Source organism: Halopseudomonas aestusnigri (assembly GCF_002197985.1).
Classification (GTDB): domain Bacteria; phylum Pseudomonadota; class Gammaproteobacteria; order Pseudomonadales; family Pseudomonadaceae; genus Halopseudomonas; species Halopseudomonas aestusnigri.
In genome coordinates this window covers 171,689-192,615 of sequence record NZ_NBYK01000002.1, presented here as the reverse complement: position 1 = coordinate 192,615, position 20,927 = coordinate 171,689, and the positions used below count along the sequence as shown (strand labels likewise).

At 60.8% G+C, this 20,927-nt stretch carries 19 protein-coding genes and 3 tRNA genes; 15 read left to right on the top strand and 7 right to left on the bottom strand.

The features are described 5' to 3' along the window. Window positions 1-24: 24 nt before the first annotated feature. From B7O88_RS04955 to B7O88_RS04935, 5 genes are all read right to left on the bottom strand, one after another. A tRNA-Ala gene (locus tag B7O88_RS04955) sits at window positions 25-100 on the bottom strand. A gap of 41 nt (window positions 101-141) precedes the next feature. Next, window positions 142-217 (bottom strand) — tRNA-Glu (locus B7O88_RS04950). A 78-nt stretch (window positions 218-295) separates the two neighbouring features. Continuing rightward, window positions 296-371: transfer RNA gene (locus B7O88_RS04945), tRNA-Ala, on the bottom strand. Between the two features lie 232 nt (window positions 372-603). After that, entirely contained in the window at window positions 604-2,079 is a 1,476-nt protein-coding gene (gene gltX, locus B7O88_RS04940; protein ID WP_088274105.1) for a glutamate--tRNA ligase, read from the bottom strand. Window positions 2,080-2,148: 69 nt separating this feature from the next. After that, complete coding sequence (locus tag B7O88_RS04935; RefSeq protein WP_088274104.1) at window positions 2,149-3,051, bottom strand: LysR family transcriptional regulator; 903 nt, start codon at window positions 3,049-3,051, stop codon at window positions 2,149-2,151. Window positions 3,052-3,153: 102 nt separating this feature from the next. On the opposite strand from B7O88_RS04935, the gene B7O88_RS04930 reads away from it, so the two are divergent. The 14 genes from B7O88_RS04930 (at window position 3,154) to B7O88_RS04870 (ending at window position 18,247) form a co-directional block, all read left to right on the top strand. Beyond that, window positions 3,154-4,185, top strand: coding sequence for an HlyD family secretion protein (locus B7O88_RS04930; RefSeq protein WP_088274103.1), 1,032 nt, complete (start codon window positions 3,154-3,156; stop codon window positions 4,183-4,185). After that, on the top strand, window positions 4,178-5,749 hold the full coding sequence (locus B7O88_RS04925) for a DHA2 family efflux MFS transporter permease subunit (RefSeq protein WP_235005733.1): 1,572 nt from the start codon (window positions 4,178-4,180) through the stop codon (window positions 5,747-5,749). Before B7O88_RS04930 ends, B7O88_RS04925 begins: the two co-directional genes overlap by 8 nt. A 102-nt stretch (window positions 5,750-5,851) precedes the next feature. Next, window positions 5,852-7,135: an NAD(P)/FAD-dependent oxidoreductase gene (locus B7O88_RS04920; RefSeq protein ID WP_088274101.1), complete on the top strand. Its 1,284-nt coding sequence runs from the start codon at window positions 5,852-5,854 to the stop codon at window positions 7,133-7,135. 166 nt (window positions 7,136-7,301) lie between these two features. Further along, entirely contained in the window at window positions 7,302-7,694 is a 393-nt protein-coding gene (locus tag B7O88_RS04915; protein WP_088274331.1) for a PA2779 family protein, read from the top strand. Between the two features lie 4 nt (window positions 7,695-7,698). Then, window positions 7,699-8,634 (top strand): PA2778 family cysteine peptidase, encoded by a 936-nt coding sequence (locus B7O88_RS04910; RefSeq protein ID WP_088274100.1) that lies wholly within the window; start codon window positions 7,699-7,701, stop codon window positions 8,632-8,634. A 38-nt stretch (window positions 8,635-8,672) separates the two neighbouring features. Beyond that, window positions 8,673-9,089: a PaaI family thioesterase gene (locus B7O88_RS04905; protein WP_235005741.1), complete on the top strand. Its 417-nt coding sequence runs from the start codon at window positions 8,673-8,675 to the stop codon at window positions 9,087-9,089. Between the two features lie 212 nt (window positions 9,090-9,301). Continuing rightward, entirely contained in the window at window positions 9,302-9,457 is a 156-nt protein-coding gene (locus B7O88_RS17770) for a type VI secretion protein (RefSeq protein ID WP_103904626.1), read from the top strand. After that, entirely contained in the window at window positions 9,448-10,533 is a 1,086-nt protein-coding gene (locus tag B7O88_RS04900) for a type VI secretion system-associated FHA domain protein (protein ID WP_088274098.1), read from the top strand. Before B7O88_RS17770 ends, B7O88_RS04900 begins: the two co-directional genes overlap by 10 nt. 4 nt (window positions 10,534-10,537) lie before the next feature. Further along, window positions 10,538-11,014 (top strand): type VI secretion system lipoprotein TssJ, encoded by a 477-nt coding sequence (tssJ, locus tag B7O88_RS04895; protein ID WP_088274097.1) that lies wholly within the window; start codon window positions 10,538-10,540, stop codon window positions 11,012-11,014. A 1-nt stretch (window position 11,015) separates the two neighbouring features. Beyond that, window positions 11,016-12,347, top strand: a complete 1,332-nt coding sequence (gene tssK / locus B7O88_RS04890; protein WP_088274096.1) for a type VI secretion system baseplate subunit TssK — start codon at window positions 11,016-11,018, stop codon at window positions 12,345-12,347. Window positions 12,348-12,352: 5 nt separating this feature from the next. After that, on the top strand, window positions 12,353-13,207 hold the full coding sequence (gene icmH / locus B7O88_RS04885; RefSeq protein WP_088274095.1) for a type IVB secretion system protein IcmH/DotU: 855 nt from the start codon (window positions 12,353-12,355) through the stop codon (window positions 13,205-13,207). Further along, entirely contained in the window at window positions 13,204-16,527 is a 3,324-nt protein-coding gene (gene tssM, locus B7O88_RS04880; protein ID WP_088274094.1) for a type VI secretion system membrane subunit TssM, read from the top strand. The genes icmH and tssM overlap by 4 nt, the downstream gene beginning before the upstream one ends. Next, a complete protein-coding gene (locus B7O88_RS04875) occupies window positions 16,524-17,255 on the top strand; it encodes a PP2C family protein-serine/threonine phosphatase (protein ID WP_088274093.1) in 732 nt (243 codons plus the stop codon). Before tssM ends, B7O88_RS04875 begins: the two co-directional genes overlap by 4 nt. Beyond that, complete coding sequence (locus tag B7O88_RS04870; protein WP_088274092.1) at window positions 17,255-18,247, top strand: serine/threonine-protein kinase; 993 nt, start codon at window positions 17,255-17,257, stop codon at window positions 18,245-18,247. Before B7O88_RS04875 ends, B7O88_RS04870 begins: the two co-directional genes overlap by 1 nt. Here B7O88_RS04870 and thrH read toward each other — a convergent pair. Further along, window positions 18,190-18,807: a bifunctional phosphoserine phosphatase/homoserine phosphotransferase ThrH gene (thrH, locus tag B7O88_RS04865; RefSeq protein WP_088274091.1), complete on the bottom strand. Its 618-nt coding sequence runs from the start codon at window positions 18,805-18,807 to the stop codon at window positions 18,190-18,192. The two genes, B7O88_RS04870 and thrH, sit on opposite strands and share 58 nt — an antisense overlap. Window positions 18,808-19,024: 217 nt before the next feature. Here thrH and B7O88_RS04860 point away from each other — a divergent pair, with 217 nt between their 5' ends. Next, complete coding sequence (locus tag B7O88_RS04860; protein WP_088274090.1) at window positions 19,025-19,750, top strand: phosphoadenylyl-sulfate reductase; 726 nt, start codon at window positions 19,025-19,027, stop codon at window positions 19,748-19,750. A 64-nt stretch (window positions 19,751-19,814) separates the two neighbouring features. Here B7O88_RS04860 and cysB read toward each other — a convergent pair whose 3' ends face one another. Next, window positions 19,815-20,789, bottom strand: coding sequence for an HTH-type transcriptional regulator CysB (gene cysB / locus B7O88_RS04855; RefSeq protein WP_088274089.1), 975 nt, complete (start codon window positions 20,787-20,789; stop codon window positions 19,815-19,817). Between the last annotated feature and the right edge of the window lie 138 nt (window positions 20,790-20,927).

Below are 20,927 nucleotides of genomic sequence, written 5' to 3'. Positions count from 1 at the left end.
GGCGAATTCGCCGGCCCTTCTAAATGGTGGAGCTAAGCGGGATCGAACCGCTGACCTCCTGCATGCCATGCAGGCGCTCTCCCAGCTGAGCTATAGCCCCAGGTCTTGCGACCCTGACACACTCGCGTGTGCCGGTAAAAATGGCGTCCCCTAGGGGACTCGAACCCCTGTTACCGCCGTGAAAGGGCGGTGTCCTAGGCCACTAGACGAAGGGGACGCAATCCCTTCTCTGAACAGGCTGGAATCTGTTCAGCAGTGTATAAAACAGGTCAACGCGAACGTTGACCAAAAAACTTGGTGGAGCTAAGCGGGATCGAACCGCTGACCTCCTGCATGCCATGCAGGCGCTCTCCCAGCTGAGCTATAGCCCCGTCTCAAGGACGGGGCGAATATTAAGAGCGAACCCCAAGGGTGTCAACAGAAATTTACGCAAAACAGCAACTTATCTTAAAAAAAGCCGCAAGCCTTAAGCTGTAAGCCACAAGCTGATTAGGGTGGCGGCGAAGCGCGGCGCGAGGCTCGAACCCTGCGCGGCTTTTGCTTTCAACTTCTAGCTTCTAGCTTACGACTCACCGCTTGCAGCTTGCAGCTTGCAGCTGGAGGCTAGATAGCCTCCAGTTCCTTCTGCCACGCCTTGTTCTCTTTCTTCGAGGTGCCGCCCAGCAGTTCGACGGTCTGACGCAGGCGGTAGCGGGTAAGGTCCGGGCCCAGATGAGCCATGGCGTCCAGTACTGAGACCGAGCTGGCCTGACCGGTAATCGCCGGGAACAGCAGCGGCATCAGATCGCGCAGCTTCAGTTCCATATAGGCTGCGACAGCCTGAATGACACCGGTGATGTTGTCCTTGTCCCAGTCGCGCAGCGCTTCAAGCTTCCAGAGCAACAACTGCAGCGCCTTGCGCACGCCGTCGGCGTCCAGTTTTTTGTGTACAAAAAGCTCAGGTGCGGGATCAACCTTGCCGGCCATAAAGAAGCCCAGCAGATTCGGCAGATCACTGAAGGTTTCCACCCGGGTCTGCGCCAGCGAGATCATCGGCTTGAGGTACGCTGGATTCAGCGCCCACTGCTGCACTGCTGCGGCAAACTGGTCTTCCGACAACTCACGAATCCACTGCCCGTTCAGCCACGACAGCTTGTCGATATCGAAAATAGGCCCACCCAGCGAGACACGCTGAATGTCGAAGTGCTCGACCATTTCAGCGAGGGTGAATTTCTCCCGCTCATCCGGCATCGACCAGCCCATGCGGCCGAGGTAGTTCAGCAGCGCCTCGGGCAGGTAACCCATGCGCTCGTAGAAGGTAATACTGGTCGGGTTCTTGCGTTTGGACAACTTGCTCTTGTCCGGGTTGCGCAGCAGCGGCATGTGGCACAACTGTGGCATCTCCCAGCCAAAATACTGGTACAACAGGATGTGCTTTGGCGCCGAGTTGATCCACTCCTCGCCGCGCAGGACGTGGGTAATACCCATCAGGTGATCGTCTACCACGTTGGCCAGGTGGTAGGTCGGCAGCCCATCGGCCTTCATCAGCACCTGCATGTCGACCTGTTCCCACGGGATATCGATCTCGCCGCGCAACATATCCTGCACCTTGCAGATGCCCTCGGCCGGGACCTTCATGCGCACAACGTGCGACTCACCGGCAGCAACGCGCGCACTGACTTCTTCGGTGCTCAGGCTGAGGCAGTGGCCGTCATAGCCGGGCGTCTGCTTGTTCGCCATCTGCTCGGCCCGTAGCGCATCAAGACGCTCGCTGGAGCAGAAGCAGCGGAAGGCATGGCCCTTCTCGATCAGCGCTTCACTGTGCTCGTGATAGATCGCGCTGCGCTCGCTCTGACGATAGGGACCGTGCGGGCCGCCAACATCAGGCCCCTCATCCCACTCAAGTCCCAGCCAGCGCAGCGAATCGAGAATCTGCTTCTCGGAGGCGGCGCTGGATCGGACCTGGTCGGTATCCTCGATACGCAGGATGAACTGACCACCGTGCTGGCGGGCAAAACACTGGTTGAACAGTGCAATGTAAGCGGTGCCAACGTGAGGATCACCGGTAGGGGAAGGTGCGATGCGGGTACGAACAGTCATGAACTCTCTCGATCAGGTGACCCGGACAATCCGGGACGAACTACACAATGGGGCGAATTTTATCAGGGCTCAGCCCTCAACCTCTATATAACTAGACGATCGCAATTGCAGTCGCTCAACCACAAAGTCGATAAACGCCTTCACCTTCATGGCCTGGAAGCGACGCGATGGATAGAGCGCGTACAATTCCCCGGAGGGCAGCTCGGTCTGTTCCAGAACGCGCACCAGGCTCCCCTCCTCGACACAGGGCTCGGCAATAAATGCGGGCACGTTGATGATACCGACCCCGGCCAGCGCCGCCTCGCGCGCAAAGGTAATGTTGTTGACTACCAGCACCGGCGAGATAGGTACGCTGATCGCCGGCTGATCAAACCGCCATTTGCGGGCACCATCGGCCAACGCGTGAATGCAGCGGTGCTGAGTCAGTTCAGACGCCTCGGCCGGCATGCCGCAACGCTTGATGTAGTCCGGGCTGGCGTACAACTGCCGGGGGCTGGTCATCAGTCGCCGGGCGACCAGGCTGGAGTCCTGTGGACGCCCGAGGTGGATCACCACATCAACGCCCTCCTCGACCGGGTCGACAGCACGCGTGGTCAGCTCGACCTCTACCTGAATGGCCGGATAGCAGCGCATGAACTCACCGACGACACCTCCGAGAAACAGCTGCCCGAACTCGATGGGCGAGCTGACGCGCAACAGGCCCGTGGGCTCGCGCTGCAGTTGCATGATGGCCTGCTCGGCTTCGGAGAACTCCTGCATGATCTGGCGACAACGTTCGTAGTAGGCCTGCCCCACTTCGGTGAGCCGCAACTTGCGCGTCGTACGGTTGAGCAGGCGCACGCCCAGGCGCTCTTCAAGCTGGGCAATACGGCGGCTGACCGTTGATTTCTGCATACCCAAGGTCGCCGCCGCACTGGTAAAACTGTGGCACTCCACAACCCGCGTGAAGATCAACGCATCATCCAAACCCATGCTTACTGTTCCCTCGCTGCAACAAAGTTTCCAGATTCTAGCGCCTCCGGCACCCTGCGGAACAGTGTTAGAGTGCAGGCAGAAAAATAATCGAGAAATTGTATGTCAGCCCGAGTTAGAGCACGCCTGTTCGTTTTCCTTCTCCTCTGCGCAGTCGCCGGTCTGGTCGCCGTCGGACACTGGTGGCTGGTAGGCCGTTTCTACGAAGAAACCGACAACGCCTACGTTCAGGGCGATATCACCCTGGTATCCAGTCGCCTCTCTGCACAGGTCACAGAGGTACTGGTGGATGACAACCAGACCGTGGTACCGGGTGACCTGCTGGTCCGGCTTGATCCCCGCGACTTCGAAATTGCCCTGGCGCAAGCGACCGCCAACCTGGCGACCCGCAGCGCCGAGAAGCAACAGGCGCAATCACGGCTACGACAGCAGGACAGCCTGATAGCGGCAGCCGAGGCCAACGTCGAAGCCTCTCAAGCCGAGCAGCGGCGCGTTGAACTCGATATCAAACGCATCACGCCACTGCGGCAGTCGGGCTATGCCTCCGAAGAACAGCTCAGCAACTACCGGGCGCAGCTGGAAGTAGCTCGAGCGCAGGTCAGCAAGGCACGGGCGGAGCTGCAGACACAAACACTGGCCAAGGATACCCTTGCCGCCGACATCGCCCGCCTGGACGCCCAGATTCAGGCAGCCGAGGCGGCAGTCGGGCAGGCCCGCCTGGACCTTGAACGTACCGAAATTCGCGCCCCGGTCGCCGGCCGAATCGGTCAGCGTAATGTACGCATCGGCCAGAACGTCTCTCCCGGCAGCAATTTGCTTGCAGTGGTCCCGGATACCGAACTGTGGATCAAGGCCAATTTCAAGGAAACCCAGATCAGCCGTATGCACGAAGGGCTGAGGGCCGAACTGGTATTCGACACCTTTCCCGATCAGCCAGTTACCGGCACATTACAGAGCCTGTTCCCCGCCTCGGGCGCCCAATTCAGTCTGCTCCCGCCGGACAACGCTACCGGCAACTTCACCAAGGTGGTTCAGCGCATCCCGGTCAAGCTGGTGGTCGATGAAGACAATCCGCTGGCTGGCCTGATCCGACCCGGCATGTCGGTGCACGTGAAGGTCGATCTGCGTGACTAACGCCGGCTCCGCCCACGACATACCACCACCGGGCAGGCGCGACTGGATCGCCCTGCTCAGCGCCATTCTCGGCGCCTTCATGGCGATTCTGGACATTCAGATCATCAACTCGTCGCTGAAGGATATTCAGGGCGCGCTGTCGGCCACCATCGAGGAAGGCTCCTGGATTTCTACCTCCTATCTGGTGGCAGAGATCATCATCATCCCCCTCGCGGCCTGGTTGACTACCATCTTCTCGCCACGCCGCTTTGCGGTAACCATCTCGGCCATCTTCGTCATCGCGTCGCTGCTGTGTTCGGTGGCCTGGAGCCTGGAAAGCATGATCGTGTTTCGTGCGCTGCAAGGCCTTGCCGGCGGCGCACTGATCCCGTTTGCCTTTACCCTGATTCTGATCAAGCTGCCGCCCTCCTCGCGCCCCAAGGGCATGGCACTGTTTGCCATTACCGCCACCTTTGCTCCATCGATCGGCCCCACCATCGGTGGCTGGCTGACCGAACATTTTGGCTGGGAATACATTTTCTACATCAACATCGTTCCCGGCATTCTGATGGCCGCCGGGCTGATGTACGGACTGGACAAGTCGCAACCACGCTGGGATCTGCTGCGCCAGGGCGATTACATGGGCATTGTTACCATGGCGGTCGGCCTGGGTTGCCTGCAGGTGTTTCTGGAAGAAGGCCATCGCAAGGACTGGCTGGAGTCCAATCTGATGCTGGCACTGGCGATCATCAGCTTTGTCAGTCTGATCAGCTTCGTCATCATTCAGCTCACCAGAGAAAACCCTCTAGTCAATCTGCGCCTGCTAAAGGATCGCAACTTTCTGTTCGGCAGCCTGGCCAATATTGGCCTGGGGGTCGGCCTGTACGGCACGGTATTCGTATTGCCGGTCTACCTGGCCCAGATTCAGCAATACAACGCGCTGCAGATTGGTCAGGTCATCATGTGGATGGGCATCCCCCAGCTGCTGATCATTCCGCTGGTACCGATCCTCATGCGCTTTATCGATGCGCGGCTGATCTGCGCGACCGGGTTCTTTCTGTTCGCCTTTGCCAGCTTCTACAGCGGCAGCCTGAGCCTGGATTTTGCCGGCGATCAGTTTATCGCCATCCAGATCTTCCGCGCCTTCGGACAACCCATGGTCCTGGTGCCCATGTCGATCATCGCTACCGCCATGATTGCGCCTTCGCAGGCCGGCTCTGCCTCCAGTCTGTACAATATTCTGCGCAACCTTGGCGGCGCTATCGGCATCGCCGCGCTGGCGACCATTCTCGACAGCCGCGCCAAATACTATTTCGACTTCCTGCGTGAGCATATAACCCCGGGCAATCCGGCATTCGAAGAACGCATGCACCTACTCACCGGCCAGCTTGGCAATGAGCAGAGCGCACTGCAACTGCTGAGCAACCAGGTGCATCAGCAGGCCGCCATCATGGCCTACAACGATGCCTTCCATCTGATTGCCCTGATGCTCGGCTGCTCGATGATCTTCGTATTACTGTGCAAACCATTGCCAAAAGCGCCACCACAAGGTGGCGCGGCAGAGGCTGAACCCGCACACCCCTGACTGTCGTTTTTTTTGATCACCCTATAGCAATAGAGCATCCCAGGCGTTAGGATCGGCGCATATTGTCAAATATTTTCAACAAACATTTGCACAGGTGCCCCCATGGCCGAGACCCGACACACCACTTCCTACTACGCAGCCTCAGCCAACCCCGCGCCCGAGCGCCCCGCCCTGCAAGGCAGCCATGAAACCGACGTCTGCATCGTCGGTGCCGGCTTCACCGGTATCTCTGCCGCCCTGCACCTGGCGGAGCAGGGCTTCAAAGTCACCGTACTGGAAGCAGTCAAGGTCGGCTTTGGCGCATCCGGTCGTAACGGTGGCCAGATCGTCAACAGCTACAGCCGCGACATTGACGTTATCGAGCGCACCCTGGGCGCTCAGCAAGCACGATTGCTAGGCGATATGGCCTTTGAAGGCGGACGCATCATTCGCGAGCGCGTAGCCCAGTACAACATCCAGTGTGACCTCAAAGACGGCGGCGTCTTTGCCGCGTTCAACAGCAAGCACATGAAGCACCTTGAGGCTCAAAAGCAGCTTTGGGAGCGCTACGGCCACACCCAACTCGAGATGCTGGACAGCAAGCGCATCCGCGAGGTGGTCAATACCGATATCTATGTCGGCGGCATGCTCGATATGAGCGGCGGCCACATTCACCCGTTGAACCTGGTGCTCGGCGAGGCAGCCGCCTTCGAATCACTGGGCGGCATCATTCACGAGCTGTCGCCGGTGACCCGTATCGACCAGGGCGAGCATCCCGTCGTGCACACCGCGCAGGGTCAGGTAAAAGCCCGTTATGTAATCGTCGCCGGCAACGCTTATCTGGGCGACCTGCTGCCGCAACTGGCGGCCAAGTCCATGCCTTGCGGTACCCAGGTGGTTACCACAGAGCCGCTGTCGGACGAGCTGGCCGCATCGCTGCTGCCGCAGGACTATTGTGTAGAGGATTGTGCCTATCTGCTCGACTACTACCGTCTCTCCGGCGACAAGCGCCTCATCTTTGGCGGCGGGGTTGTCTACGGTGCCCGTGACCCGAGCAACATCGAGGCGCTGATTCGTCCCAACCTGATCAAGACTTTCCCGCAGCTCAAGGACGTGAAGATCGACTATGCATGGACCGGCAATTTCCTGCTGACCCTGTCACGCCTGCCGCAGATGGGTCGCATTGGCAACAACATTTACTACTCGCAAGGCTGCAGTGGCCACGGGGTTACCTTTACCCACGTTGCCGGCCGGGTGCTCGCAGAGGTCCTGCGCGGCCAGGCAGAGCGTTTCGACGCCTTTGCCGCACTGCCGCATTACCCCTTCCCGGGCGGCAGACTGTTCCGCATTCCGTTCACCGCGATTGGCGCCTGGTACTACCAGATGCGCGACAAGCTGGGCATCTGAGGAGTCGTGAACCAGGTCACAGCAGCAATGGCATAGTGGAACCCGCAGGCATTGCATGGGTCGGTTATAGGGAGCGCGTCTTACGCACCAGCAGAAGCCACCTATCGTGGTTAACAGCTTCCAAGCAGGGAAGCCACAACAAATCGAGGTATGTCCGATGACTTTCATGCGAACAACAAAGCGTTATCTGTCCATCATGCTCACCGCCCTGTTCATGCTGACGTCCCTGGCCAGCATTCAGGCCCAGGCCGCCATGGTCGGCACTGGTGAGGCCATTGCCCAGCAGCAACTGACTGTGGACCGTGCCGAACTCAAAAGCATGCTCGATGATCAGGCCGTTCAGGACAAGCTGGCCAGTATGGGTGTAACACCCGACCAGGTTGAAAAGCGCATCGACAGCCTGACCACCGCCGAGCTTGCCCAGTTCAACAGCCAGCTGGATGAAGCACCCGCAGGTGCCGGCGTTGTTGGCATCATCGTGCTGTTTCTGGTCATCTTCATCATCACCGACATGCTCTGCGCAACCAACGTCTACAGCTTCGTCAACTGCGTAAACTGACATCATGATCAGGGCTATTCGGCTGGCCCTGGCACTTGGGCTGACAGCACTGCTGTCAGCCTGTGCCGGGCTAACCCCCACCCCACAGCAAAACCTCCCGGACAACCTCCCGGCCAATCGGCTGCTGACCAATCTGCCGTTTCATGCCCAGGATGAGTATCAGTGCGGCCCTGCAGCGCTGTCGATGCTGCTTGGTCAGCGCAACATCGACATCGCACCGGAGCAGCTCACCGATCGTGTCTACTTGCCCGAGCGCCAGGGCAGCCTGCAAGTAGAAATGATTGCAGCCGCCCGAGAACAGGGTCTGCTGGTCTATCCGCTCGCGCCTGAACTGGGCGCAATCCTGCGCGAAATCGATGCCGGCAATGCGGTGCTGGTCATGCAGAACCTGGCCTTCGACTGGTACCCGCAATGGCACTACGCAGTGGTGGTTGGCTATGATCTCAACACCCGGGATCTAATCCTTCACTCCGGCCTGAACGCGCGCCAGCGCGAATCCTTTGCGCTATTCCTGCGCACCTGGCAACGCGCGAACAGTTGGGCCGTCGTCGCAGTTCCGGCAGACCGAATACCGGCGACAGCCGAGCCTTTGCCCTACCTGAAAGCTGCAGCGGATCTCGAACAGGTTGGTCAGACCACCAGTGCCGAGGCGGCCTATCGGCAGGCCAGCGAGCGCTGGAGCGAACAGCCGGCGCCACTACTCGGCCTCGGCAATATCGCCTGGAGCAGCGGACGCCACAGCGAAGCGCTGGAGCACTTCAGCGAACTGGTGCGGCGTTTCCCCGACTACCAGGCAGGCTGGAACAATCTGGCAACCGGCATGGAAGAACTGGGCTGCACAGAGGCCGCAGCACAGGTTCGTGCCTGCGCCGCAAACCATTCGCAAAACGGCATACATGTTGGCGCTGACGCCGCTTGTACGATCCCGGTCTGTCGATGACCATAGAGCCTCCCCCAGGTGAGGCTCCAATCCTGATGCTGTCATCCAGCGATATTCAAACCCTGATCCGGGAAGGCGTGCCACAGGCCGACGACCTCGACTTGCAGGTCATCAGCAGCGATAGCAACATTGCGGTCGCCTGCGTCCCGTTCAACACCCGGCTGATCCGCCCCGGCGGCACACTATCCGGACCAACCATGATGGCACTGGCAGACGCCGCCATGTATGCGCTGATTCTTGCCGGGCCGGGTCGCCAGGAGATGGCTGTCACCAGCAACCTGAACATCCACTTTCTGGCACCCCCCGCGCCACTTGACCTCTACGCCAGAGCAACCTGGATGAAGCGCGGCGAACGCCAGGCGGTCTGCGCAGTTGATCTGTACAGCGCAGGCGACGAACACAATCTGGTGGCGCATGCCACCGGAACCTATGCCCTGGCCCGCCAGATACCTTGAGCCTGCCGGCGGTCCTGCGCCAGTTTTTACCGCTACTGCGCAGGCCTTTGCGCACCATGGTGACAACCCCGTCACAACGGCATCCATCGTGAGTCACAAACAGAACCCAAGCTTTTGATTTAACTGATTTATATAATTCAGGAACAGAGATTGCTGAAGTGACCCCAAGCGCAATTCAGGACGATTCGCGCCGGACCCGCAACGGATTTGCCATGCCCAGAACACCACCACAGTACCGTCTTGCTACCCTGCTGCTGCTCTGCCTGCTCGGCGGCTGCACCGGAAATCTGCGCTTTGACGATGAGCGATACCGCCCACTCGACACGCCAATAGAGCCGCGACCCATGGAGCGTGGCGCATGGAATTGACGCTGGATGTGATTCATCCGCCACGCCGCGAGGATGAGCCCGCGCGCTGCCGAACCTTCAGAGCAGCCGGCGGCATCATCGGCCGGGCCAGCCACTGTGACTGGGTGCTGGACGACCCGTCTCGCATACTGTCCGGCCAGCATGCCGAGATCCGCTTCGACCAGCAACGCTACCAGTTGGTCGATCTGAGCAGCAACGGCATTACCCGCAAGCACGACAGCCAAAAGCTGCCGCACGGTACGCCGGTAGACATCGAGCACGGCCACATCTATCGCATGGGTGAACTTGAGGTCAGAGCCAGACTCCAAGCCGTCCCCGTGACTCCGCAGGGCCTTATTCCGGATGACGCCTTTCTCGAACTGGGCGGCAGCGACGCCGACTACCACACCGACGACCTGCTCGACGCGCTGTTACCCGCCAACGAGCCAAAGCCCAATATCGTCGCGCCCGCCCACCTGGCAACCGAGGACGATCACCACCGCATAGAGTCGGAGCATGTCCGCTTGCCGCGGCGGGCAATATTGTCAGACTACAGGCCGCCTGAAGACGACACGCTGGCCGAACAGATCTGCCAGCGCCTCGGGCTGGACCTCAACAACCGCGACAACCTCGCCGAGCAGGCGCTGCAAGCTGCATCCCTGCTAAGAGTTCTGCTGGGCGAGCTGCAACTCAGCCTGCGCGCAGCGCAGCAGCTGGACGAGACCCTGGGTCTCAGGGACCACCCCCATCCCGGCCTCCAGCACGATACGCCCCAGGCACTGCTTGAGCACCTGTTACAGCATGAGCCAGACGCCACCGGCTTGCTGCGCAGCGGCTGTCACCGACTGCGCGCCCAGATATTGGCAATGCAACAGGCCAACCGCCACTGCACCGAGCGTCTGACGCAACTGCTCGCACCTCACCACCTGGTCGGATCGATGGGCCCACTGCGCAGTGACGGCGCCCGCTGGCGCGCACTGTGTGAAGTTTATGCCCGGCGGCCGGAGCAGCTGCAGCAGCTATTAAGCGATGCGTTCAATCGCACCTATCAGGATCAGGCACGCCTTCTGGGCGCGTTTCACCAACATCTCGGATAACCCCATGCCCTTTGCCCGTTTTCTTGTCAGTCTCACAGCCTGCGCGCTGCTCGGTGCCTGCAGCCAGCTGTCACCCTACTCTGATCTGACCAAACTCGATCTGACCCTGAATGCATCGGACCAACTCAATCCGGACTTGAACGGCAGGCCCTCTCCGCTGGTACTGCAACTGGTTGAACTCAGCCACGCCACCGCTTTCGAGCAAGCCGACTACTTCGATCTGCAGCAACGTCCGGCAGCGCTGCTGGCACCGGACCTGCTGGCTATGGAAGAGATGGAGCTGCGCCCGGGCGAGCAGCGCACACTGAAACTGGCCCTGCAACCGGACACCCGTCATCTCGGGCTGGTGGCCAGCTATCGCGACCTGGCCGGTGCCCGCTGGCGTCTGACCCTGGACCTGGCCCCGCGCAAGCGCAACGCCGTTCGAGTGCAGCTCGACAGCAACGGGCTGCACCCGCCAGTCAGCAATGGAGCACCCTGACATGCAGGCACTGAAGATCGTCTGGCAGGAGGGCATGCTGCTGCGCCCCCAGCACTTCCAGGGGCAGGACAGGTACCACGAACAGCAATTGGCGCTACGCATCAAAGGCCTGCTCGCAGACGCGTGGGGCTTTCACAGCCTCAAGATCGACGAAGCCTTTCTGCCAATGGGGAAACTGGTCATCTGCCAGGCCAGCGGACTGCTGCCGGATGGCACGCTGTTTCAACTGGACAGCGACCCGACACCACTTGCGCTGGATATCCCCGCTAACCAGACCGACACCGACATTTATCTGACCCTGCCACTGCAGGCCGCTGAACCCACCGGGGCTGTCCCCCCTGAACGCGACAACGCCATGGCCCGGTTCGCGACCATCACGCAGCCGTTGAACGAGAGTAACGGACACGCCGAAACAGAGAGCCCGCTGCTCTGCGCCAGACCGAATCTTCAACTACAACTGGACGCTGACGCACAGTCGCCCGGGTTGGTCCGCATGAGGGTCTGTACGGTCCGCGACAGCACTGCAGACGGAGGCGTCAGGCTGGACGAGCGTTTTCCGGCAACCTTTATTCACTGTCAGCCCAGCCCCTTTCTCGGACGCTGCCTGCAGGAGGTAATCAGCCTGCTGCAGCAGCGCGCAGACGTATTGGCAGAACGAATGCTCGCCCGTGGCCAGGCCGCCGGGGCAGAGATCGGGGATCTGCTGACCCTGCAGTTGATCAACCGCCATGAGGCAATCCTCCGGCACCACCAGCACAGGACCCAGACACCCGCCGCCGAGCTGTACAGCATTCTGCTGTCGTTGCAGGCAGAGCTGGCGACATTCTGCTCCGACAGTCGGCGGCCATCGCCGGCGTTGCAATATCAGCATATTGATCAAAGCCGGAGTTTCGACGCCCTGATGCGGGTCCTGCGGCAACGTCTATCCAGCGTTCTGGAACAGCACAGTGTCGAGTTACCGCTGCAGCAGCGTCAGTATGGTGTGCAAGTCGCGCCCATCAACGACCCCGACCTCATTGACGGGGCACGCTTTGTACTCGCCGCAACGGCAGCCTGCAGCAGCGAGGAACTGCGCAACCGTTTGCCCAACCACCTCAAGGTCGGCGCTGTCGAACATATTCGTCAGCTGGTCAACCTGCACCTGCCCGGCATCCGCCTGCAGCCACTGCCCGTCGCGCCCAGACAGCTTCCCTTCCGCCGGGACCACTGCTATTTCGCGCTGACACCCGGCAGCGATGAACGCGCACAGCTATCACGCTCCGGCGGCATTGCCTTCCACGCCGCCGGCGATCTGCCCGAATTGAAACTGGCCCTGTGGGCTATCAGAGACTGACTTGCATGTACAACGGCGACTACCCTGACGACGATCGCACTGTCATCCTGTCCGGCAGCATGGCCGGGCACACTCGATACTCGCTGACCGACCACGCGGCATCCGCGGCGTGCATCGCACCGCGAACAGACGATGATCTGTGCCGCACCACTGACGTGCAGCCCAACCCGCTGCTCGCCGCCGCAGCGCCACTGCTGTCCGAACTGGTCGCCCTGCGCACCGGCAGCGGCGAGCGCGAGCCAATCGACGTCCTGCGCGTCACCCTGGAAGCCGGCATACGGCAGTTTGACCAGCAGTGCAGACACCTCGAGGTTGCGCCAGCCAGCAGGCAGGCTGCCCGCTACGTGCTCTGCACCGCCCTGGACGAAGCCATTCTCACTACCCGCTGGGGCAACAACAGCAACTGGTCCAGCCGCAGCCTTCTCAGCGCCTTCCACCAGGAAACCTTTGGGGGAGAGAAGTTCTTTCTGTTGCTCACCCGCCTGTCACAGGACATGGCCCGGCATATCGACATGCTCGAATTGATGCTGGCCTGCCTCTGCCTCGGTTTTGAAGGTCGCTACCGGCTGCAACTGCGCGGCCAGCAAGAACTGGAACACATTCGCAGCCGCTTGCACGCCGCGCTACAGCATTACCGCAGCCCGCCGGATATGCACCTGGGCTCACAGATCGTCCACCCTGAACCGTGCCCCCCGGTGAGGCCGGTGCCTGGCTGGGTGACGGCGGTTGCCACCGCCAGCTGTCTGGCAATCCTGTTCCTGGGGTTCAACCATTATCTGGAGCAACACCGCAACGCCGCGCTGGAGCCTTACCTGACCAGCAGCGCGGGCATCACCGCACAACCGGGAGTCAAACGATGAAGGCCCTTTATCAGCGGGTAGCCTCCTATCTGCGCAAACCTGCCGGCTGGTCTCTGCTGATACTGCTGATCCTCGCTGCCTTGATCTGGGTGCTCGGCCCGAACATCGCCTTCAACGGCAAGACCATACTGGCCGGCCCCGGCAGCCGCCTGCTGGCTGGTACGATACTGCTCTCGCCCTGGCTGGTCTGGCAGTTGCTCGATCAGCTCAAGCAAAGGCGAGCAAACGGCGATCAAGCCGCCAGTAACGCAGCAACCCTGCAGGCCCGCGTCGCCCTGGAACAACGCTATGGATTAAGTCGCCACCTGCTGGCAGAGCACGGGGTAAGCCAACGCCAGCAACGTCGGCAACCCTGGTATCTGCTGCTCGGCCCGGAGAACTCGGGCAAGAAGCGCCTGTTTGCAAGCGCAGAGTTAAGCGGATACTGCACAACTGTCACTGCCCCCCATGGGCCCCAGGGTATCAGCCCGGCAGAGTGGCACAGCCTCAGCCACTGCAGTTGGCTTCAAGCGGGTGGCAGCTGCCTGCCGTCCGCAGATCAGGAGCCACGTTCACCGGCCTGGACAGCACTGCTGGGGCTATTGCGTCAGCGTCGGGCGCCGGCGCTCAATGCCATCGCGCTGATGCTGCCAATGGACCTGCTGACCACGCAGAACACCCTTGAGCTCGACCAACTGGCACGCCGGTACAGGCTTGCACTGAGCACGTTGCGCAAGGCACTGGGACTGGACCTGCCGGTTTACCTGCTGCTGAGCAAGGCCGATCTGCTGCCCGGCATCATTGAGTTATGCCAGCAACTGACACCGGAGCAGCGTCTGCAGCCACTGGGCGCGACGCTGCCGGGTGCAGCGGACCCGGCACAGGCCAGTACCGGCGCCCTTGGCCCGCTGCTGGCTCAGCTGAATCGTCAAATCCTCTGTCGAACCCAACAGGAGTCGGACAGCCTGCGCCGCGGCCGTCTTTACGATCTTCCCTATCAACTGGCGAAACTGGAAGGGTCGCTTCGTCAGTTCCTCAACCAGGCATTTGACAGCAACAGCTACCAGCATGGCAGTCGAGTGCATGGAATCTATCTGACGATCGCCGCCAGCGAACACGACGTTCTGATCCCTGGCTCGCTGCCGCGCCCTTCGGTTCAAGGCGCCTTCAGCAGGCGATTACTGGAAAATCCGCTTGCCGGGCGGCCTGATGGCGTCACGGTCGCAGACGAGCAGCGCACGCGACAACGCACCAGGCAACGGGTCACGGTCGGTCTCGCCGCAGCCTGTGTGACACTGTCTGCAACTGGCTGGGCTTGGCGCTACGGGCACGAGGCCGAGCAGCTGCAGCAACTTGCCGAGCTTGGCCGACACGTCGTCCAGGATGCTGCCGCGGTCCAGGCACACAGCAGAATCGAACCCTTGCTTCAGCAGCTCGATACCCGCTACGCGGCAACGCTGATACCCCAGCCGGCGTCGATGCCTGCCGGCCTCCAGCGCCTGAGTCTTGAGCAGTCCGAGGCGACTCTGCCGGTAGTCGAAAAGGCCTATTCAGATGCACTGCGTACCTTCCTGCTGCCACTGGTAATGCGTCAACTGGAATACCGCCTGAGCACCGACCTTGAAGACCGCCAGCAGTTGATCGGGCACCTGCGCGCTTACCTGATGCTGGGTCTGCCGGAGCGCCTGGACAGCGCCTACCTTGAGGAATGGATGCACACGGAGTGGACGCGCCGCTACCCCAGACAACCCGCGGTCAGAGAGAGCCTGGAGGCCCATTTAAGCCGCCTGCTTGCCTCCGCTCCAACGCCCCAGACGCTTGATGAGTCCCTGGTAGCCAGCGCTAGGGAGATCATGCGGCAAGAGCCCCTGGCCCGACTTTGCTACCGATTGCTCCGGGAACGCTCCAGATCCCTCCCCGACTACCGCCTCGATGCCCGCCTTGGACGCCACCACCGGTTACTGACATCCGAACCGGTCGACATTCCCGGGTTCTACATCAATACCGGCTATGAAAGCCTGATCAAAACCAGAGGTCCGGCGCTGATTCATGACTTGCTGGCCGACGACTGGGTACTGGGCCTCGCCGAACCGGTTAACAGGCAAACCGAGCAGGCGCTGATGGTAGACGTGGAGAGCATCTACTTTCAGGATTACACCTCGCATTGGAATCGCGCCCTGGCCAGCCTCCGCCTGCAACCACACTCCGGCGCTAGCGCGGACCAGCTGGCGGCGCTCTCGTCCGGGCACTCACTCCTGCTGACGCTGCTGCAGGAGATCAGGCTGCACACTCGACTGACAACCGCTAACGACCCAACACCCAGCGCAGGCAAGCTGGCCATGCAACAGCACTTCAGCCACCTTCACCGCCTGCTTGATGACGATGCCATGCCCGCTCCGGAATTGGCTGGCGCATTGCAAAGCATCGGTCAATTGCAACACCAGCTCGCCCAGCTCAGCGACAGCAGCGCCCGCGGACTGCTTACCTACAAGATGGCCAGCGCACGCATGCAGCGCCAAAGCGATGCTATCAGCGCGACCCGCGACAGTGCAGCACAACTGCCGCCGCCGCTGCAGCTATGGGTGAAGCAGCTTGCCGACCAGAGTTGGCGAACCGTGCTGAGCGCAGCGGCCGAGTATCTGAACGGCCAGTATCGCAGCCAGGTGTATCGCCCATACCGGGACGCAATCGCGGACTACTACCCCTTCAATCCAGCCAGTCAGCGGGAAGTGGAGCTAGGCGACTTCCAGCGTTTCTTCCAGCAGGAGGGCACTATTCAGGGCTTTACCGAACAGTATCTGGAGCCCTTTTTGATCAGCACGGACGCGGGCTACCGGCTGCGACTGCTGGACGGGCGGGCATTGCCCATGTCCGCAAGGCTGCTGACACAACTGAACCGGGCCAGGACCATTCACGACAGCTTTTTTGCCAGCAATCCGCTTGAGCCGGGCATCGGGTTTCGCCTGGAACCCTACTCACTTGATGCCAGCCTCAGCCGCGCCAGCTTTTATTACGGGAACCATCAGCTGGAATATCGCCACGGCCCCATCATTCCCAAGGCGTTCACTTGGCCGGCAAGCCTGGACGACAGCCGCATCAGCTTGACCCTGGAGGATCTGGGAGGCCGGCGAATGACCCTGCATGGACAGCAGGGTACCTGGTCGCTGTTTCGCCTGCTTGAGCAACTGACACTCGAGCATGAGGACCAACGCGACGCGCTTCAACTACGGGCCAATATCGGCGGCATGCGTGCCCGCTATCTGCTGCACAGTCAACGCGCTCCAAACCCGTTCGAGCCTGGCCTGCTGGCAGACTTCAACCTCCCGGCCCGACTGCAATGAACTGGTCAAGCTGCTCTCAAACCGATCCAGGCAATCAGCGTCGACACAATGAAGATGCCATTCTGGCCCTTCAGGACTCCGGGCTCTGGGCGGTCGCCGATGGTATGGGCGGTCACCGCAACGGCGCGCTCGCCAGCCGCCTGATAATCGACACACTGGGCGCACTTGAGCTGACTGGAAATATCGACCAGAACCAGCGTCGGGTGCGTCAGGCCCTGCAGCAGGTCAACCGCAGGCTGACTCAGGACATGACCCAGGTGCAGGGCCAGCCAGCCGGTCCGGTCGGCAGCACCGTGGTTATCCTTCTGGCAACTGCAAATCGGGCGCTCTGCCTGTGGGCAGGTGACAGTCGCTGTTATCTCTGGCGCCAGCAAACACTTCACCAACTGACCCGCGACCACTCGCTGCTGCAGCAACTGATAGACCGCGGCGCTGTAACCGGCACCGCGGCCGCCTCACACCCCGGTGCCCATGTACTGACCCGCGCGGTCGGCGCGCATGACCATCTTAAACTGGACAGTGTGGCGTTCATGACTCAACCGGGTGATACCTTGCTGCTGTGCAGTGACGGCCTGCATCGCGAGCTGAGCCCCGCGCAACTGTCCTCGGTCCTTGAACACCAAGACAGCAGCAGCGGTGCGGCGCAGCTGGTGAGCCTGGCATTGCGGGGACCGGCACGCGACAACCTGAGCGCAGTGGTTGTCAAAATCAGTGCAGGAGCAAGCTGATGCCCTCCAGGACGCCTCCGGTTGCGCCAGCCGCCATACCCGAACTACTGGGTAACCGATACCGTATTGAGCGCCTGCTTGGGGTAGGAGGCATGGGTGCGGTCTATCAGGTGCGTGACCTGCTGCGCGAGCAATTCAACGACCCTCAACCCACTGTGGCACTGAAGGCCCTGAACGATCAATTTGCTGCCCATGCCGATGCCAACGCTCTGCTTTACGCGGAGTACGCCCTCACCTGCCGCCTGCACCATCCGAATGTGATCCGCCCCTACAGCTACCACATCGACCCGGCGAGCGGTCGTGCATTCATGACGCTTGAGTTGCTTGAGGGCCCTGCGCTGGATCAGATCATCGCCGACCATCCCGACGGGATGGCCTGGCCGGCGCTGCAACCCCTCGCAGTCGGCCTGCTGTCTGCTCTTGCCCATGCACACGACGCCGGCGTGCTGCACGGTGATCTGAAGCCGGGCAATATCATCCTGAGCACCGCCGGCCTGCGTCTGTTTGATTTCGGGCTGGGACGAGGCTGTCGGGGCCCCCTGCAGCGATTACCCAGGCTCAGCCGACGTCTGGCCGCCTGGACACCGCGTTACGCTGCACTGGAGCTGCTTGATGGCGAAGAGTTGACCGCGGCCGCTGATCTGTATGCGGTCGCCTGTGTCCTGTATGAGTTGGCCAGCGGGCATCACCCCTTCAGCCGCCTGACGGCGCGCCAGGCAATGCGCATGCAGCAAGAAACCGGTTTACAGAAACCGCATGGCATACCAAAACCGGTATGGCGTGAACTGCGCACGGCACTGGCCTTTGATCCGGCAGCGCGGATCACCAGCGTGGCTGCGCTGTTGGAAGCATTCAGAAAGGGAAGCAAAACCGGCTGGCCACCGGCGGTCCGGCGGCGATGGCAGCCGGCGGCGGGACCGCCGGCTGCATCAGATCAGAGCGACAGGTCGCGGTTGGACGCTGCGATGAAGGCCTTTTTCAGGTCCTCGTAGGTATGCACCGCCGGGAACTGCGGAAACTCGCGAATCACGTTTTCCGGCGCGTGGAACAGGATGCCGGCATGCGCTTCCGAGAGCATGGTGGTGTCGTTGTACGAATCGCCTGCGGCAATGATGCGGTAGTACAGGCTCTTGAGCGCAATCACCGACTGACGCTTGGGATCCTTCTGACGCAACTGGTAGTCAACGACCCGGTCGGTTTCGTCGGTAATCAGGCGGTGACACAGTAGCGTCGGGAAACCGAGCTGGCGCATCAACGGCTGAGAAAACTCGTAGAAGGTGTCCGACAGAATAACCACCTGGAAACGCTCGCGCAGCCAGTCGACAAACTCGACGGCGCCATCAAGCGGTTTGAGGGTCGCAATGACTTCCTGAATATCCGACAGTTTGAGGCCGTGCTTGTCGAGAATGGACAGGCGCTGCTTCATCAGCACGTCATAGTCGGGAATGTCACGGGTGGTTGCCTTGAGCTCCTCAATGCCGGTTTTCTCGGCAAAGGCAATCCAGATTTCAGGGACCAGCACCCCTTCCAGGTCAAGGCAAGCGATTTCCACACGACACTCCTGAGATTCACATTTGAGACTGGCGCACAATCTACCGGCAAGCGGGTCTCGGCGCAATCACAAGGCGGCTGGAGCCTGCCGTTCTAAGTCGAAAATCGCATAAAAGTATAACCAAATAAAAGAGGATGGACTAAGGCGGCCTTTGCTAGACTGCCGATCACAGAACGGTGGCACACCGATCCACCGCCGGATTGAGAGCCTGATTTCCATGAGTACCTTCGACATCGATCAACTGGCTATCGACTACGCCAGCAAATCCCCTCAACAGATTCTGGAGCTGGCATTCGCCAACTTCGACAACCTCTGGCTGTCGTTCAGCGGCGCCGACGACATCGTCGTGCTGGACATGGCCTGGAAACTCAACCCGAACGTCAAGGTATTTACCCTCGACACCGGCCGCCTGCACGCCGAGACCTATCGGTTTCTGGAGCAGGTGCGCAAGCATTACGGGATCGAGCTTGAGGTGTTGTCGCCCGACCACCAGCAGCTTGAAGCCTATGTGCGCGAAAAAGGCCTGTTCGACTTCTACGAGAGCGGTCATGGCGAATGCTGTGGCGTGCGCAAGATTGCGCCGCTGCGCCGCAAACTGGCCAGCGTCGATGCCTGGATCACCGGGCAGCGCAAGGATCAAAGCCCGACCCGGGCAGATGTTCCGGTGGTGCAGCTGGACGGCGGGTTCTCAACCCCGACGCACCCATTGGTCAAATTCAATCCGCTGGCCAATTACACCAGCGAGGACGTCTGGAACTACATCCGCATGCTGGAGATTCCCTACAACCCGCTGCACGAGCGTGGTTTTATCAGCATCGGCTGCGAGCCCTGCACCCGCCCTGTATTGCCGAACCAGCACGAGCGTGAAGGTCGCTGGTGGTGGGAAGAGGCAACGAAAAAGGAATGCGGCCTGCACGGCAGCAACCTGATCGCCAAGTCCTGAAACTGAAAAAGCCGGCGCACCGCTATACGCCGGCCTTCTTCTCTCCCTCAGCAGCCGCTACCCGTCAGTGAACCGGCAGCTCCACCCCATCAAATAATGCTTCCAGCTCGAGCTTGCTGCTGCACTGCAGCGCCCGATCAATCATCTCGCGGGTCAGATGTGGCGCGAACGCCTCAATAAATTCATACATGTAGCCACGCAGGAACGTGCCGCGACGAAAGCCGATCTTGGTGATGCTGGACTCGAACAGGCGACTGGCATCGATCACCTCCAGGTCGGGATCCATCTCGGGGTCGACAGCCATGTGAGCGACAATACCAACGCCCAGACCGAGCCGCACATAGGTCTTGATCACATCCGCATCGGCGGCGGTGAACACGACCTTCGGTGACAGGCCACGGTTACTGAACGCGTCATCCAGCTTCGATCGCCCGGTAAACCCGAAGACATAGGTAACCAGCGGCCAGTCGGCCAATGCCTCCAGGGTCAGCTCTGCGCCGCTGGCCAGAGGATGCCCCTTGGGTACGATCACGCAGCGGTTCCAGCGATAGCACGGCATCATCACCAGATCCGAAAACAGCTCCAGCGCTTCGGTGGCGATGGCAAAGTCGGCCGTTCCATCGACCGTCATCTCGCAAATTTGCATCGGCGTGCCCTGATGCATGTGCAGCGACACATCCGGGTAGTTCTTGATGAATTTCTGAATGATTGGCGGCAACGCATAACGTGCCTGGGTGTGGGTGGTTGCCAGTGTCAGCGTGCCCTTGCGCTCGTTGCTGAACTCCTGGGCAATCTGCTTGATGCTGTCGACCTTGCGCAGAATCTCGCCGGCAGTGGCAATGATGCGTTCTCCGGCCGGTGTGATGCGGGTCAGGTGCTTGCCACTACGGGAAAAGACCTCGACACCCAGCTCATCCTCCAGCAGCCTGATCTGCTTGCTGATGCCCGGTTGCGAGGTATACAGACTCTGGGCAGTTGCCGATACGTTCAGCTCATGATGGGCTACTTCCCAGATGTAACGCAGTTGCTGCAATTTCATGATTGTCTTCCCCTTGCGAGCCGCAGCACCACGCCTTCCAAGGCAGGGATCAATGGCACGCTTATAACCAGATAGGCCGTTATGCCTGCTAGCTTAGTCCATAAACTCCTGCTCGCATACGGCATCTCGAGGGACTGG

Bases quoted from the DNA above. Each gene is read 5' to 3' on its own strand.
- tssM (WP_088274094.1), top strand. From the start codon at position 13,204: ATGAAGGCCCTTTATCAGCGGGTAGCCTCCTATCTGCGCAAACCTGCC.
- B7O88_RS04915 (WP_088274331.1), top strand. From the start codon at position 7,302: ATGCGAACAACAAAGCGTTATCTGTCCATCATGCTCACCGCCCTGTTC.
- B7O88_RS04860 (WP_088274090.1), top strand. From the start codon at position 19,025: ATGAGTACCTTCGACATCGATCAACTGGCTATCGACTACGCCAGCAAA.
- B7O88_RS04935 (WP_088274104.1), bottom strand. From the start codon at position 3,051: ATGGGTTTGGATGATGCGTTGATCTTCACGCGGGTTGTGGAGTGCCAC.
- B7O88_RS04920 (WP_088274101.1), top strand. From the start codon at position 5,852: ATGGCCGAGACCCGACACACCACTTCCTACTACGCAGCCTCAGCCAAC.
- B7O88_RS04870 (WP_088274092.1), top strand. From the start codon at position 17,255: ATGCCCTCCAGGACGCCTCCGGTTGCGCCAGCCGCCATACCCGAACTA.
- B7O88_RS04875 (WP_088274093.1), top strand. From the start codon at position 16,524: ATGAACTGGTCAAGCTGCTCTCAAACCGATCCAGGCAATCAGCGTCGA.
- cysB (WP_088274089.1), bottom strand. From the start codon at position 20,789: ATGAAATTGCAGCAACTGCGTTACATCTGGGAAGTAGCCCATCATGAG.
- tssK (WP_088274096.1), top strand. From the start codon at position 11,016: ATGCAGGCACTGAAGATCGTCTGGCAGGAGGGCATGCTGCTGCGCCCC.
- tssJ (WP_088274097.1), top strand. From the start codon at position 10,538: ATGCCCTTTGCCCGTTTTCTTGTCAGTCTCACAGCCTGCGCGCTGCTC.
- B7O88_RS04910 (WP_088274100.1), top strand. From the start codon at position 7,699: ATGATCAGGGCTATTCGGCTGGCCCTGGCACTTGGGCTGACAGCACTG.
- B7O88_RS04900 (WP_088274098.1), top strand. From the start codon at position 9,448: ATGGAATTGACGCTGGATGTGATTCATCCGCCACGCCGCGAGGATGAG.
- B7O88_RS17770 (WP_103904626.1), top strand. From the start codon at position 9,302: ATGCCCAGAACACCACCACAGTACCGTCTTGCTACCCTGCTGCTGCTC.
- gltX (WP_088274105.1), bottom strand. From the start codon at position 2,079: ATGACTGTTCGTACCCGCATCGCACCTTCCCCTACCGGTGATCCTCAC.
- B7O88_RS04930 (WP_088274103.1), top strand. From the start codon at position 3,154: ATGTCAGCCCGAGTTAGAGCACGCCTGTTCGTTTTCCTTCTCCTCTGC.
- icmH (WP_088274095.1), top strand. From the start codon at position 12,353: ATGTACAACGGCGACTACCCTGACGACGATCGCACTGTCATCCTGTCC.